Origin of the sequence: Paenibacillus sp. FSL E2-8871 (assembly GCF_038000345.1) — a bacterium.
Classification (GTDB): domain Bacteria; phylum Bacillota; class Bacilli; order Paenibacillales; family Paenibacillaceae; genus Paenibacillus_AQ.
This window is the reverse complement of sequence record NZ_JBBOBV010000001.1, coordinates 3,360,221-3,374,986: the sequence shown is the minus strand read 5'-3', so window position 1 is coordinate 3,374,986 and position 14,766 is coordinate 3,360,221. Positions and strand designations below refer to the sequence as shown.

At 47.1% G+C, this 14,766-nt stretch carries 12 protein-coding genes; 10 read left to right on the top strand and 2 right to left on the bottom strand.

Annotated elements, in window-relative coordinates:
- Nucleotides 1-74 precede the first annotated feature (74 nt).
- The 3 genes from NYE25_RS15425 to NYE25_RS15415 all read left to right on the top strand — a co-directional run bounded on the left by NYE25_RS15425 (nt 75) and on the right by NYE25_RS15415 (nt 2,765).
- Nucleotides 75-1,199, top strand: coding sequence for a GerMN domain-containing protein (locus tag NYE25_RS15425; protein WP_339248666.1), 1,125 nt, complete (start codon nt 75-77; stop codon nt 1,197-1,199).
- A gap of 164 nt (nt 1,200-1,363) precedes the next feature.
- On the top strand, nt 1,364-2,122 hold the full coding sequence (gene rph, locus NYE25_RS15420; RefSeq protein WP_076286052.1) for a ribonuclease PH: 759 nt from the start codon (nt 1,364-1,366) through the stop codon (nt 2,120-2,122).
- A 1-nt stretch (nt 2,123) separates the two neighbouring features.
- A complete protein-coding gene (locus NYE25_RS15415; RefSeq protein ID WP_341146310.1) occupies nt 2,124-2,765 on the top strand; it encodes an XTP/dITP diphosphatase in 642 nt (213 codons plus the stop codon).
- 119 nt (nt 2,766-2,884) lie between these two features.
- Here the strand turns inward: NYE25_RS15415 and NYE25_RS15410 are convergent, their stop codons facing one another.
- Nucleotides 2,885-5,107, bottom strand: coding sequence for a glycosyl hydrolase family 18 protein (locus NYE25_RS15410; RefSeq protein ID WP_341146309.1), 2,223 nt, complete (start codon nt 5,105-5,107; stop codon nt 2,885-2,887).
- Between the two features lie 78 nt (nt 5,108-5,185).
- Nucleotides 5,186-7,114: a glycosyl hydrolase family 18 protein gene (locus NYE25_RS15405; protein ID WP_341146308.1), complete on the bottom strand. Its 1,929-nt coding sequence runs from the start codon at nt 7,112-7,114 to the stop codon at nt 5,186-5,188.
- A 601-nt stretch (nt 7,115-7,715) separates the two neighbouring features.
- On the opposite strand from NYE25_RS15405, the gene NYE25_RS15400 reads away from it, so the two are divergent.
- The 7 genes from NYE25_RS15400 (at nt 7,716) to pgmB (ending at nt 14,703) form a co-directional block, all read left to right on the top strand.
- Complete coding sequence (locus NYE25_RS15400) at nt 7,716-8,144, top strand: NfeD family protein (RefSeq protein ID WP_076300470.1); 429 nt, start codon at nt 7,716-7,718, stop codon at nt 8,142-8,144.
- The gene (locus NYE25_RS15395) at nt 8,144-9,079 is read left to right on the top strand and encodes an SPFH domain-containing protein (protein ID WP_042191323.1); all 936 of its coding nucleotides are present in this window, start codon (nt 8,144-8,146) and stop codon (nt 9,077-9,079) included. The genes NYE25_RS15400 and NYE25_RS15395 overlap by 1 nt, the downstream gene beginning before the upstream one ends.
- 102 nt (nt 9,080-9,181) lie before the next feature.
- Nucleotides 9,182-9,637 (top strand): cupin domain-containing protein, encoded by a 456-nt coding sequence (locus NYE25_RS15390; protein ID WP_076286056.1) that lies wholly within the window; start codon nt 9,182-9,184, stop codon nt 9,635-9,637.
- Between the two features lie 234 nt (nt 9,638-9,871).
- Complete coding sequence (locus NYE25_RS15385) at nt 9,872-10,822, top strand: carbohydrate ABC transporter permease (RefSeq protein WP_341146307.1); 951 nt, start codon at nt 9,872-9,874, stop codon at nt 10,820-10,822.
- A complete protein-coding gene (locus NYE25_RS15380) occupies nt 10,823-11,638 on the top strand; it encodes a carbohydrate ABC transporter permease (RefSeq protein ID WP_341146306.1) in 816 nt (271 codons plus the stop codon).
- A 31-nt stretch (nt 11,639-11,669) separates the two neighbouring features.
- On the top strand, nt 11,670-14,018 hold the full coding sequence (locus tag NYE25_RS15375) for a glycoside hydrolase family 65 protein (RefSeq protein ID WP_341146305.1): 2,349 nt from the start codon (nt 11,670-11,672) through the stop codon (nt 14,016-14,018).
- Entirely contained in the window at nt 14,011-14,703 is a 693-nt protein-coding gene (gene pgmB, locus NYE25_RS15370) for a beta-phosphoglucomutase (RefSeq protein WP_445667178.1), read from the top strand. The genes NYE25_RS15375 and pgmB overlap by 8 nt, the downstream gene beginning before the upstream one ends.
- Nucleotides 14,704-14,766: the final 63 nt, after the last annotated feature.

Here is a 14,766-nt window from a genome sequence, read left to right as displayed (position 1 = left end):
TGTTATTTTTTGGACAAAGGTCTCGTATACATAGCAGTACAAATGATATCTAACCTTGAAAGGGGTAATAAATGATGAAACCTATGCAACAAATCCGCGGAATCTCCGCAGTATGCTTACTCGCAGTTCCACTGGCACTGTCCGGCTGTGGGCTGTTTGGTTCAGAATCGGCATCGATTGATGCTCCGCCACCAGAGGTTGAAGCACAAATGTTACAGACTAGTGGAAATACTACGTTGGATTCAGGTGTATTCGGTCCTGTGACACAGGATGATACACAGACAGCGGTTAAAGGCAGCACCAAAACTTCACAGGGCAATGCTTCCGGAGATCGGACAACTGTATTTTTGGAAGATGGTAATGGATTACTCGCTCCTGTATCCCTAAGCTTGCCAAAGAGCAAAGATTCCAGCGCACTCAAAAACTCGTTAATGGCATTAGTGAGCAAGGGAGAATATGCCTCATCAGTGCCTGAAGGCTTCCTAGGCGTTCTTCCAGCTGGAACGGAAGTTCAAAATATTACGGTAGATAAGAAGTCGAATTTAGCTGTCGTGGAATTTAATAAAGAATTCAATAACTATGATCCTTTAGAGGAACGTAAAATCCTCGAAGCTATCACTTGGACGCTGACCGGTCAAGATGACATTAAAAGTGTACAGCTCTGGGTAGATGGTAAAAAGCTCACAGAGATGCCGCTTCAAGGAACTCCGCTGGATCGTCCATTAACCCGCACAATGGGCATAAACTTGCCGAAGCAAGGTCCACTTCTGATGAACTCCAGTGCGGTTACTGTTTATTTTTCCACAACATCTCCTGACGGTATCCAATATTATGTACCTGTAACCCGATTTGTACCCGCCGGACAAGAACAGCTGACTGCTGCTTTGAACGAATTGATTGCAGGTCCTGAATCTGGAAATGGGCTGGAAATGGTCATGACACAGGGGACGATACTTGATTCCGTTGATGCTGGGCAGAACGGTGTAGTTACCGTGTCCTTGACGGATGATATGTTCACAGATGGTAAAGGTGTACCCGCTGAAATGCTGGAATCGGTCGTACTGACGGTTGCGCAAAATTCGGATGATTCTCTGGTACAAATTCGCTTGAACGGCAAGGAGTCGATTACGGATACAGATAATGTGGACTACAGCAAACCTGTTTCCGCACCTGAATATTTGAATGAGATCCCGTTATAGAATGACCCTGTAAGGTTTAAAAGATGCTTTTGTGCCTCCTCTTTGGTAGAATAAAAGTTGCTCAAAAAGACGTTACGTCCCAAGCATTGTGCTACTCGGTATTTATGACGGGGCAATGGGACTCACGCTAAACTTTTAGCTATACGATGTAGGAGGCAGAAAAGATGAGATCAAACGGGCGAAACGACGACCAATTACGGCCGCTGACAATAACAACCCAAACGAATAAATATGCTGAGGGCTCCGTGATCATTGAAATGGGAGATACCAAAGTCATTTGTACGGCTACTGTGGAGGAAAAAGTGCCTCCGTTTCTTAAAGGGCAAGGAAAAGGCTGGGTAACCGCTGAATATTCGATGCTTCCTCGGGCAACTCAATCCCGTAATCAGCGTGAAGCTGCACGTGGTAAGCTTACCGGACGGACTATGGAGATCCAACGGCTGATCGGACGAGCGCTTCGTTCCGTAGTGAATTTACATGCGTTAGGCGAGCGTAGTATTACGCTGGACTGTGATGTGATTCAGGCGGATGGTGGTACGCGGACCGCTTCGATTACAGGTGCTTTTGTTGCTATGGCATTTGCTATTAACAAAATTGCACTTCAGCACAAGTTGCCTGTGTTTCCTATAACAGATTTCTTGGGGGCAATCAGTGTCGGTGTTGTAGGGGATAAAACGCTGCTCGATTTGAATTATGAAGAAGATTCCAAAGCAAAAGTAGATATGAATGTAGTTATGACTGGCGGCGGTGCCTTTGTTGAACTTCAAGGGACTGGCGAAGAAAGACCGTTCACTCGTCAAGAGCTGGACCTTTTGCTGGGTCTAGGTGAGAAGGGAATCTATGAACTGATTGCTGCGCAGAAAGAAGCGCTTGGAGCGATTGCTCTCAAAATCCCTTCCGGCCAGCCGGGCCAAGAGGTGTAGCATGAAGTCTGACGGCGGTATTCTTATTGTTGCGACGAAGAATAAGGGGAAAGTACGCGAATTCGAGCATGCTTTTGCCCCGCTAGGGCTGACAGTGAAAAGTATGTACGACTATCCGGATCTGCCCGATGTGGTGGAAGACGGAGCCACTTTTGCCGAGAACGCCTTTAAAAAATCCAAAGCCGTAGGCGATGCCCTGGGAATTCCGGTACTCGCCGATGATTCGGGTCTTTGCGTAGACGCTTTGGATGGCAAACCGGGTGTATACTCTGCACGTTACGCAGGGGAAGATGCGGGGGATGAAGAGAACAACCTGAAGTTGCTTAGCGAGCTGGAGAAGCTAAAACAGGGTGAGGATACCGGACAGCCTTTGCTAAGTACAGCCCGTTTTGTCTGTACGTTGTCCTTATACGATCCAAGTTCGGGACGAGAATTAACCGCTGAAGGCACAGTGGAGGGATGGATCACATCCGAACCTGCTGGTGGTGGAGGCTTCGGCTACGATCCGTTGTTTTACTTGGCGGAATATGAAAAGACAATGGCCGAGCTAACGCTCGAAGAGAAGCAGCGGATTAGCCACCGAGGAACTGCGCTAAGGTCGCTGACTGAGAAGCTAGCTGCTGCTAACGACTTGAATTCCTAATCTAAGCGCTCCATGCGGTCGCATGAGAGATAAAATAAAGAAGCTTGCAAATCCAAGATACATATCTTGGTTTGCAAGCTTCTTTTGGTTTATTAGGTGAAACTTATCATATTAATGGATTAGTTCAGCTTCCAGAGTGCAGGTGTTGCTGTCGGTTCCCAGCCCAGAAGTGAAGTGTGGGGCTGCAGACATGTATACGTTAACCCGTTGTAGCTAACCTTATCACCCGCTCTGTATGCTACTCCTGCTGCCCAGGCAGATATTCCCGGACTCGGTGTTGCAGTTGGCGTTGGTGTTACGGTTGGTGTTGAAGTAGGTACTGTAGTTGGTGTCGGCGTTGGTGCAACGGTTGGCGTTGGAGTAGGTGCTATAGTTGGTGTCGGTGTTGGTACAACGGTTGGTGTTGGAGTAGGTGCTATGGTTGCAGTCGGCGTCGGTGTTACGGTGGGCTTCGGTGTTGGCGTTGCGGTTGGCGTCGCCGTTGGTGTTGCTGTCGGTGTCGGTGTTGTCGTAGGTGTAGGTGTAGGCGTTGGAGTGATGCCTCCATACAGTTTGTCGTATTCCTGCTGGGACGAGCTTCCGTTCAGCGTAATTCGCTGCGGACCACCCGAGAAATTCAGCTTCATCATGCCTGGAACTTCCAGTGTGGCTCCGTTTGCAATCGTTTGAGATGCAGTCCCGGTAATACGATAGCGATTAAAGTCCCAATCTGTAGAGATTTGCTCTACAGTACCGGCTCCCCATGCAGAGGTCAAGGTTGTTGTTGTCGGTAGATCGAATTCCAGCTTCCAGCCACCGGAGATATCCGCGCATGTGTTATTCGTTATTTTCAGGGAGTAGGTATAATTCGGATGATCGTAAGCGCCACTGAAGCTAAGACTGAAGTTCGTAGGTGCAGGTAGTTGTGGCTTCGGAGTTCCACCTGGCAGAGAGGCTGTCTTAAGCTGGTCATAGGCAAAATCGGTCAACGAGTTGCCGTACGTAAAGGTGCCATCACTCTTTTCAGAGTAGTCGCCGGTCAGTTCCCAGAACATCATCCCTCCCAAGCCTTTTTGCTTGATATAATCCAGTTTGTAGCCCAGTGACTCCTTATCTTCATACGTAAGAAAGACCTTCTTGTCTGCGTTAAATAAGTATGGAGTTTTGGTAACGGGATCGAAATAACGTTTGTTCGCTGGATCTTTGAGCAGATTCAGCACATGCCAGATTGGATTTGCGCCAGCCGGCTGCTCTGGTGCAGGATCATTCCAGATTCCGTATACGCCGTCGGCTCCACCTCCGGTTGTAGGAGCTGTACCATAAAGACCGGTGTTGTTGATGCCTCCATTTACATTCTTCCAGCCACGTGAGTAATAAGGAACTCCGATGACGATTTTTTCTGGAGGAAGCGTACCCAAATAGTATCGAACGGCCCAGTCGGTATTCAGAACCGGAGTGCCCAGCGCAGCTGTTTCAGTATCACGAGAATCCGGGTACAGGGCGGAATGCGGCCCAACATATCCATTCCAAGCGCCGTGGAAATCATAGGTCATAAGGTTCGCCCAGTCCAAATACTGGTTAGCTTCCCCTAGCTTCATTCCGCCCAGAATCCAAGAGGAGGCGGTTGCGGCGATGGTTAGGTCATATTTCTGATTGTCCTGTGCGCCTGCCTGATCCAGCTTTTCACGAAGCTTTTTCATGAGGAGAACATAGTTGTTGTAATTCACTGTGCGCAGCGGCTCAGCCACACCGAAGTCATTCGGGTTACCTGATTGACCAGTACCAGATGGGTACTCCCAATCAATGTCCACACCGTTGAATTGGTAGGTACGTAGAAAATCCACAACACTGTTGGCAAAGGTCTCGCGGCCAGCTTCCGAATTGGCCATGTTATAAAAACCACCAGAACCCGACCAACCACCAACCGAAATCAGGGTGCGGACATCGGGGTATAACTGCTTATACTTTACGAGTTGATTAAAATGTCCTTTATACGGCAAATTAGTTAATTGGTCAGGGTAGTCTTTTTCGATAGCTGCTGTACGGTCCATCAGATCAATCTTGTTCGTTTGAGGGTTTACCTTGGCGAACGCATAGTTAATGTGAGTGATTTTGCCCCACGGTATTTTATCAACAGTATAAAATCCTTTGTTCTCCTGATCTCCCCACTCCGGGAAGTAAGCTACAATTTTACGCGGATGATCTGCAGCCGGAGCTGGAGCAGTAGGCGTCGTCCCTGCTGCTAAGGCTACTTGCGACGATCCACCTGCACTTGTGTAAAGCGGAAGCAGAATGATGGCGCTCATTAAGGCCGCAATGTAGCGTGCGGATTTACTTCGCCTATTACGTGTACTTATGTTCATTTAACATTCCTCCAAAAGGGATAATATAACTGCGGGAGTAGATTAGGAACGATGATCCATTCGCGTTAATAATGAGTCTTAATTCAGCTTCCAAAGTGCGGGTGTGGTCGCTGGTTCCCAGCCTTGAAGTGAAGTATGGGGCTGGAGGCAAGTATACGTTTTGGCGTTGTAGCTAACGATGTCACCCGTTTTGTAAGCGATTCCTACAATCCAGCTAGAACTCCCAGGGGTCGGTGCTACAGTTGCGGTTGGAGCCGGAGTTGCTGTCGGTGCTACTGTTGCGGTTGGTGCTACTGTTGCTGTCGGTGTTACAGTGGCCGTTGGTGTGGGAGTTGCGGTTGGTGCCACTGTTGCCGTCGGAGTCGGAGTTGCTGTCCCGCATACGTTGATGAATTTCCAGACTCCAGCAGCACCGCTAAGGTCGGGACGATCGCCTTGAGTCCACCACTTAGCTTCATAGACTGAACCGTTGTAAGAAACTTGCTGGCCGCCAGTATATACGGCAGTCTGGTTCCACGCCGCTGCGCATTGTCCTGGAGTAGCCGTTGGTGTTGGAGTTACCGTAGGAGTCGGAGTTGCGGTTGGAGTTGCGGTTGCCGTAGGCGATGGTGTGGGAGTTGCTGTTGGAGTCGGAGTTGGTGTCGGCTGTACCACTCCTCCGCCAAGGTCGGCGTTCAGCTTGTTGGTCAGTGTTTTGTTCCGGTCACCACTTGTCTCCCAGAACATGGCACCCGCTAATCCTTTTGATTTGAGATAACTGATCTTATGGCCAAAAGATTCTATGTCGTCATAGCTGATAAAAGTTTGGTTCGTTGGATTATAGAGATAAGGCACTTTTGAAGTGTCATTCCAATAACGGGTATAGCCGTTTTTGTTAATATAATTAGCTTCGAGGTCGTAGAAATCATAACTGCCCTTCTCCCATGTGCCCGTGGACGAAATACCAGCGGACAATTGGTATTGACCATTTCCTGCTGCAGGAGCGCCTCCCCAACCACGGCCATAGAATCCCATACCAAGAACTAATTTGTTCGCAGGTACGCCATTGGCTAAATAGCTGGTTACCGCTTTGTCGATGTTGAAGTTTTGTGGTTCGGTCAGACCTGATGCAGATGCGGCTGGATCATAGTACAAAGGAGCATTGTGACCTGTGGTCTTATTCCAGCTCCCGTTGAAGTCATAGGTCATAATATTGATCCAGTCAACAATGGAAGCAATACCTGCAAGATTATTGTTATTGACGTACGTCGGTCCTGCACCGGAAGCAATGGTCAGCAGGTAGGTTTTGCCATCGGTCTGACCAGCAGCATTTAGCTTCTCACGAATTTTTTGCAGTAGAAGTACATAGTTTTCCTTGTCTTCGGGACGATAACTGTTGCCTGCGAGCCCACCGCTGACTGGGTACTCCCAGTCGAGATCGACCCCGTCCATTTTATATTTACGAATGAAGTCTACCGCCGAGTTGGCAAAAACCTCACGGGTTACGGCTGTAGCCGCCACATCCGAGAAACGGTTCGACCAGGTCCAGCCCCCAACGGAGATCAACGTTTTCAGGTTCGGGTTCTTTTCTTTCAGCTTCCATAGCTGCTTCAGATTACCTTTGATGGGGTCATCCCATTTGTCATCTCCGAAGCTCTTTCCGGTGTCAATCCACGGGTCACCCAGAACAATCGTGCCGTTCGGAACGTTAATAGTCTGTGCTTGCTCATTTTGACAGCTCCATGTTACCGGATTAGGGCCGGTAGGGTCAGGGTTGCCGTGAATGCCATTCCAACAAATATCTGCGAAGGCGTAGTTAATGACATTCATTTTGGTAGGATCGATATCTGATACATTGTAAGCCCGCCCGTAAGCGGCCCAAGAAGCGTAATAACCAACCAGTTTATAATCCTGTGCGGCGTTGGCCGTTTTGGCACTACTACCCAGGGCTGAAAAAAGTGTAAGAACAAGCGTGGCGATCATAGCGATCGCAAAGGTCTTACGTGAACTTTTTTTCGTGAATATCATTGATTTTATACCTCCAAGGTTCAATGTGTAGTTCGAAATTCTTTTCGGCAAGAAATCCCAACCTTCACCTCCCATAGTTTGAAATTCACCTGTACCTTCACCCTTGCAAATCTCTCATTCTACTGACACCCTGTTCAAAGATTTAGCAGCAAAAAAATAGCGGTCTACATGAAGCTCACGCAATAAGTAAGCGCTTTCTAAACTGCTGTTCTAAGAATTGCTTTTTGATAAACTTGTAGATGTAACATTGTTGAAGGGGTGTAGGGTGAGTAGAAGAGTGGGTTTGGAGTTCAATAATTAGGATTAATTTCTTATTTATGGGTGAAGGCATTTCTTATTTTCAAGCATAGAGAGGGATTATGCTAGGGATAAAATTCGGTAATATAGGGGGACATTTTTCTAATTCATGGATACTTGTTTAGGTGAACTTTGATAGAAAAGGTGCATGTCCTCTTTTTAAGGAAACTCATGCAGAACACATAACCTCCGATGTTATGAATATAAATTATATACATGCCTGCAATATTTTTACGGAATTACGCAACGCATCGCTGTTTCTTTTCGTTATAGTAGTATCATACGGAAGGTGGTGGGTTCACCGATGGTTGTGTTTTGGTTGATCGCAGCCGGTGTCCTGTTTGTTGTAGAGATGATGACGCTTACTTTTTATCTGCTATGGCTTAGTATTGGTGCGTTGGCCGCAGGTTTGGTGTCGTTGATTGTTCCTGAAGCCATTTTGTTTCAGGTGATCCTCGGATCACTGGTCGCACTTGGTCTGACTATATTCTCGAAACCACTGGTTTCTAAATTTCGCAGTTCACGTGGGTTCAAGGATACAGGCACAGAAATCGTAGGCAGGCAAGGAGTTGTCATTGAGCCGATTGAGCAGGGGCGTTACGGGCAAGTGAAGGTAGGCGGAGATACGTGGAGCGCGAGCTCTGACCAGTCTTTGGGCAAGGACGAAGTGGTAAGAGTAGTGAAGCGAGGCACGACCATTATTGAAGTAGAACGATGGGGGGATATGAACTAATGGAATGGGCAATTATTTCAATTATTCTAGTTGTAGTCGTAGTATTTGTGGCATTAACGATCAAAATCGTACCGCAACAACGGGTAGGTGTAGTGGAACGTCTGGGTAAATTCAATCGTCTACTGACGCCGGGTCTGAACATTCTGATACCTGTGATTGATCAGGTACGTACTTACCATGATCTAAGAATTCAACAAGCGAATGTGCCTCCACAAACGGTAATCACGAAGGATAACGTGCAGGTGCAGATCGACACGATTATTTTCTATCAAGTAGTTGGACCAGAGGAAGCTACGTATGGTATTTCCGATTATGTATATGGGGTAAGAAACATTTCAACGGCAACTATGCGGCAAATTATTGGTAAGCTGGAATTGGATGAAACGCTTTCTGGGCGTGAAAAAATCTCAACTGATATTCGTCTGGCGCTTGATGAGGCTACAGAGAAGTGGGGCGTAAGAATCGAGCGTGTGGAAGTCATCGATATCAAGCCTCCGCTCGATATTCAAGAAGCAATGGATAAGCAGATGAAAGCGGAGCGGAGCAAACGGGCGATTGTTTTGGAAGCGGAAGCTGCCAAACAAGATATGATCCTGCGTGCTGAAGGGGATAAGCAGAGCAAGATTCTGAAAGCGGAAGGCGACAAGGAAGCACGTATCCGCCAAGCAGAGGGTTCAAGACAAGCACAGGAGCTGGAAGCTCATGGTGAGGCGAAAGCAATTCAAGCAGTGGCTGAAGCAGAAAAATCACGCATTGAGCTGATTCGCTCAGCAGGTCTGGATGAGCATGTGCTCGCATATCGCTCCTTCGAGGCTCTGGCTGAAATCGCCAAAGGTCCTGCCAATAAAGTGTTCTTGCCAACAAGCGCTGTTGAAACGCTGGGAAGTCTTGGGGCGATTGCTGAGGTATTCAAAGCGAGCAAGGATAGTAAATAGATTTTACAATTCGTGCTTCTTCCGTTAAAGTAAAAAGCAAAAACAACCCTATGCATACGAAGCTATTGTTGCTCATGCAAACTTTGAAGGAGAGAAGCTACCGTGACACAAAAAGAAATCTCACCGTTAGTTGAACTGCTCGGATTACAGCCCCATGTTGAGGGCGGTTGGTACAAAAGACTTTGGAACTCCGAATTTGAAATTCCGCAGGAAGTGCTTGGGGATAGCTATTCCGGATCGCGCCATTCGGCATCTTCGATTTATTTTCTGCTTCACGAGGGCGAGCAATCTGATTGGCATACTGTTTTGTCCGATGAAGTTTGGTTCTGGCATTCCGGTAGTCCAATAGTGCTTAGTCTCGGAGGTAATGGAGATAAGCCTGAGAATGTGCAGGAAGTTATTCTGGGTCTCGATATTGCTGCAGGTCAACAGCCGCAGGTGGTAGTTCCAGCAGGCGTATGGCAGGCGGCTCGCCCGTTAGGATCAGAACCGGTCCTGGTATCCTGTATCGTTTCTCCAGAATTCCATTTTGACGATTTCAAACTGATTGAGAAATAAATCCCTTTATCCTTTCAAAACGGTAACAAAATAAAGTAGCGAGTCTCCTATCTTGGGAGGCTCGCTACTTTTTGTTTCACCCCAAATATTAAGTCCTCTTCTACCATAAATGCACAATGTAAAAATCCTCGGAGTCTTGTAAATATCCTCTATTCCAGTAGAACCGGGCAATTCATATGATGGAGTTACTAAAAACATACGAACAAGGGGTTCGTAAGTGGAAGGAGTAACACCATGAAGCCAAATTTAGAAACTAATCTCTCTCTACACAAGTCAAAACGCGGATTCGGGTCAAGATTGTCCGAATTGGGAAGTTCATCAAATTTCGTAGGCTACTTGTTTGTCGCCCCCATCCTGATTTTGATGGGAATCTGGTTTTATTACCCACTGGTTCAATCATTAATTTACAGCTTCCAAGACATCAGCTTCCTAAATCCGGATGCGGCAAAATTTATCGGATTGGGAAACTATATGGAGATTGTCCAGGATAAGGACTTCTGGACGGCTTTGAGCCATTCCTTATTGCTGACCGTAGTAGCGGTACCGCTGCAGGCGATTATCGCCTTGGTGATTGCAGTGAACCTGAACAAGGTGATGCACCTTAAAGGTGTGTTCCGCACACTGTATTACATGCCATATATTACCTCAACCATTGCGGTGACGACTGTATTTATGTATTTGTTCATGCAGAATGACGGAATTGCAACACAATTGCTGACCTGGTTTGGTTTCCCCGACGTTTCATGGTACGCCAACGTCAAGTATGCACTTCCATTCTTAATGATCCTTACCGTTTGGACGTATGTGGGATTCTACATGGTAGTGTACTTGGGTGGATTGCAAACCATTCCAAACGATATTTATGAAGCGGGTCGTGTGGACGGAGCAAATGGATGGCAGCAGTTCTGGAAGCTTACGGTTCCTATGTTGAAACCAGTAACCTTCCTTGTCATAATGTCCGGGATTATTAACGTCATGCAACTGTTTGACCAGCCTTATGCCTTGGCGAGAAACGGCTCGCTCGGAAGTCCGGCCGGTGCAACGAGTACAATAGTAACTTATTTCTACAGCCAGGCATTCAGCTTCAACCGTTCCGGTTACGGTAGTGCTGCAGCATTTATTATTTTCGCCCTTATTATTGCGCTGTCTATGCTTCAAAAACGCTTTCTTAAGGAGGAGATTTAGATGATGCTTAACCGGAAAACTCAAATTTTACGCTATGTACTACTGTTCGCATTCTCCATATTCTTCGTAGTGCCGTTTGGTTATGCCATCTATACTTCGCTTTTGTCCAAAGCAGACATCGGGCATCTTGTGCTGCCAAGCCAGTGGACATTTGAAAACTACAGGGACATTTTCCAAACCTCGGATATATTGATTTGGTATAAGAACTCGATCATCGTAACGTTCGGTATTTTGATTGGTAACTTGTTTGTTAATACGACGGCTGCCTACTCCTTGGCTCGTATTAATTTTCGGGGCAGAGGTGTAGTGTTTTTCCTAGTGATCGGGATGATGATGGTGCCTTACCAAGTGATGATTATTCCGATTTTTTCCATGATCGTTGATATGAAATGGCTTAACAGCTACCAAGGTCTCATTATTCCATTTCTGTTCCAGGGCTTCCTTGTCTTTCTGATGCGTCAGTTCTTTTTGACAGTGCCGAAGGAGCTTGAAGAAGCGGCGGAGGTTGATGGATTGAGCAAGATTGGTATTTTCTACCGGATCATGCTTCCGCTATCCAAAGGTGCGATTGGCACACAAATCATATTCAGTTTTACCGGTACGTGGAATTCTTTCGTATGGCCGGTGACATTGGTGAATGACAGTCGCTGGTATGTAATGACTGTTGGTCTGAACACACTTAAGAATCGTTATTTTGAATGGCCAAACCTCACGATGACCGGTGTTGTTCTCTTGACTCTGCCAATTATTATCGTCTTCTTGATGTTCCAGCGGCATATGGTGCAAGGAATTGCGACTACAGGACTGAAAGGTTAATACAGAATACGTTCAGACAGGAGGATGTAAAGTGATTGAATATACAGGATTGAATGCGCTCGATGACGGTTGGGTGATTGCGGAAACAGAGTTTGACGCTAGATTTTTAGGGAAGTTTGAAACAATTTTTTGTCAGGGTAACGGATATCTTGGGCTAAGAGCTGCTACAGAGGAGTCCTATCCGGGTGAACGCCGCAACTTGTTTGTTGCAGGAGCGTTTAACCGCTTTGCCAATCAGGAGGTTACTGAGCTTCCGAATGCCGCAGATATGGTGCAGCTCGAAATCCGTCTGAACGGTAAACCATTTCATTTAGAAAAAGGGAAAATTCACAGCTACCGTCGGGAGCTGGATTTACGGCAAGGAGAGCTCCGGCGTGACATCCTCTGGGAGGACGAGAACGGCGATCAGTTTAAGATGACTTTCCTGCGGTTCGTATCGCTACAGGACCGGCATCTAATGGGTATGCGGGTGGAAATTACCCCGCTGACGAAATCCGCGGAAATTTCAATTCGTTCCGGTATCAACGGGCAGATGACAAATTCGGGCGCACAGCATTTTATAGAAGGTGAGCGGAGGGTGTTTGATAAAGAGCTGCTCCAGCTTACCGCAACGACATCGGAGTCGAATATTGAATTTGTACATACCTGTGTCCATCAGATGTATGAGGGGGGTGTACGTCTTACAACTGCGCCAGCTCCGAGCATGGATCGCAGAAGAGTTTCACTGACTTACAAGCTTAAAGCGGAAGTCGGCAAGTGCATTACGCTGGATAAGGTGGCTTCGGTGCATACGAGTTATGATAAGGAGTGGAGAGATCGGGGGGCCGCGCATCAAGCTTTGCAGGATACCGCCCGGGAATATCTCAGCAAGAAGGCAGAAAAAGGCTTTGATGTACTTGTTAATGAAAACGAGCAGGCCTGGAAAAGCGTATGGGCCAAAGCCAACATTGAGATCAAGAGCAACGACGTCTTCGATCAGTTGGCCATCCGTTTTTCACAGTATCATCTGCTTCTGATGACACCTGCTCATGACAGTCGTTTCTCTGTAGGAGCCAAGGGACTGACAGGAGAGGGATACAAGGGACATGTATTCTGGGACACAGAAATTTTTATTCTGCCATACTTTTTGTATACGGACCCGCAAACAGCCCGTAAGCTGGTGGAATATCGTTATCACACCTTGAACGGTGCGAGAACAAAAGCGCGTGACAATGGTTATCGCGGCGCGATGTACCCTTGGGAATCCGCAGCAACCGGCGAGGAAGAGACTCCTGAGTGGGGCCCTGTAGATATCGTTACCGGAAAGCCAACCTTTATTTGGACAGGCAAAATCGAACAGCATATTACAGCGGACGTGGCATATGGCGTGTGGCATTATTATCAGGCTACCAGTGATCAGGAATATATGGATCGGTGCGGATATGAGATTATATTCGAAACAGCGACTTTCTGGGCAAGCCGGCTGGAGTGGAGCGATAAGGAACAGAAGTATCATATCTGTGATGTGATTGGTCCGGACGAATATAAGGAACATGTCTCTAACAATGCATTCACCAACTATATGGCCTACTGGAATATGACAAAAGCAATCGAATGCACCCGCAAGCTTATGCAAGCGCAAAGCAATGTTTACTTGACTTTAGAAAGTCAGTTGGTTCTATCCGAGCGGTTGAAGGAATGGGAGGATAAATCCAAGCTGATCTATCTTCCGCAGCCGGATATGCATTTCATCATTCCGCAGGACGATACTTATTTGAACAAGCAAATTATTGATCTGGAGAAGTACCGTGATCAGGATCAGGTGGCTTCCATTCTTGCCGACTACAGCATGACCCAGCTCAGTGAAATACAGGTTTCGAAGCAGGCGGATATTCTCGTTTTGTTTTACTTACTGGAGGACTGGTTCTCTAAAGAGACTAAAGCGGCGAATTGGCATTATTATGAGCCGAAAACGTTGCATGACTCTTCGCTCAGCTTATCCACGCACAGTATGCTGGCTAGCGATGTCAATGAACTGGAATTGGCTTACGATATGTTTGCCAAGGCAGCCCGCATTGATTTGGGTACAAACATGCATAGCTGCGATGAAGGTATTCATTCAGCTTCGATTGGCGGCATTTGGAAGGCAGCGATCATGGGTTTTGGCGGGGTTCGTTCCTGGGAGGGCTCTCTTCGCCTGAATCCGAAACTTCCACAGGCCTGGGAGCGCTTGTCTTTCCCGCTTGCCTGGCAGGGTGAGCGTCTGCAGGTGACGGTTACCCGTGGCAAGCTGGAGGTAGAGCGCCTAACTTCAGGATTGGGTGAGCTTACCTTGCTCATTCATGGCCGGGAATATGTGTTGAAGGATCGTATCGTTACAGACTTGAAGGAGGCTGAGTGAAGTGAATAAAGAACATCAGGAGATTCAAGCCTTTATTTTTGATCTGGACGGAGTGATAACCGATACGGCGAAATATCATTATGAAGCGTGGAAACAGCTGGCAGATGAGCTGGGTATTCCCTTTGACCTGGAATTTAATGAGCAGCTCAAGGGGATCGACCGCATGGCTTCCTTGGAAAAAATACTGAGTCAACTACCGGACGGCGGTGCAGCCTTCACTTTGGAACAAAAAAAGGAATGGGCTGATCGGAAGAACAACAATTATAAGCGATTGATTCAGGCTGTGGATAAATCTGAAATATTGCCAGGCATCCTGGATTTGTTCCATGATCTCGAGTATGCCGGAATACCGATCGGGTTGGCTTCGGCCAGCCGTAATGCCGGCACACTGCTACGACAGTTGAAGGTAGATTCATATTTTCATGTGATTGCCGATCCGGAGAGTGTGGCTCATGGAAAACCGGCACCGGATATTTTTCTGAAGGCAGCGGAGGAGCTGGGGGTTGACCCCCATTATTGTGTTGGAGTAGAGGATGCAGAGGCTGGAGTTCAGGCGATAAAAAGTGCGGGGATGTTTGCCGTAGGGGTTGGTGATGCTGAGATTCTGTCGAAAGCGGACTATATTATCTCGGAAACATCGAAGCTATCTTTGTCCGAGATTCAGCAGCATATGGCTGGCCGTTGATCTTAATAAAAATTAAAAACTATGTAAGTTGAACGAATTTGCATGACCGTTCAGCTTACATAG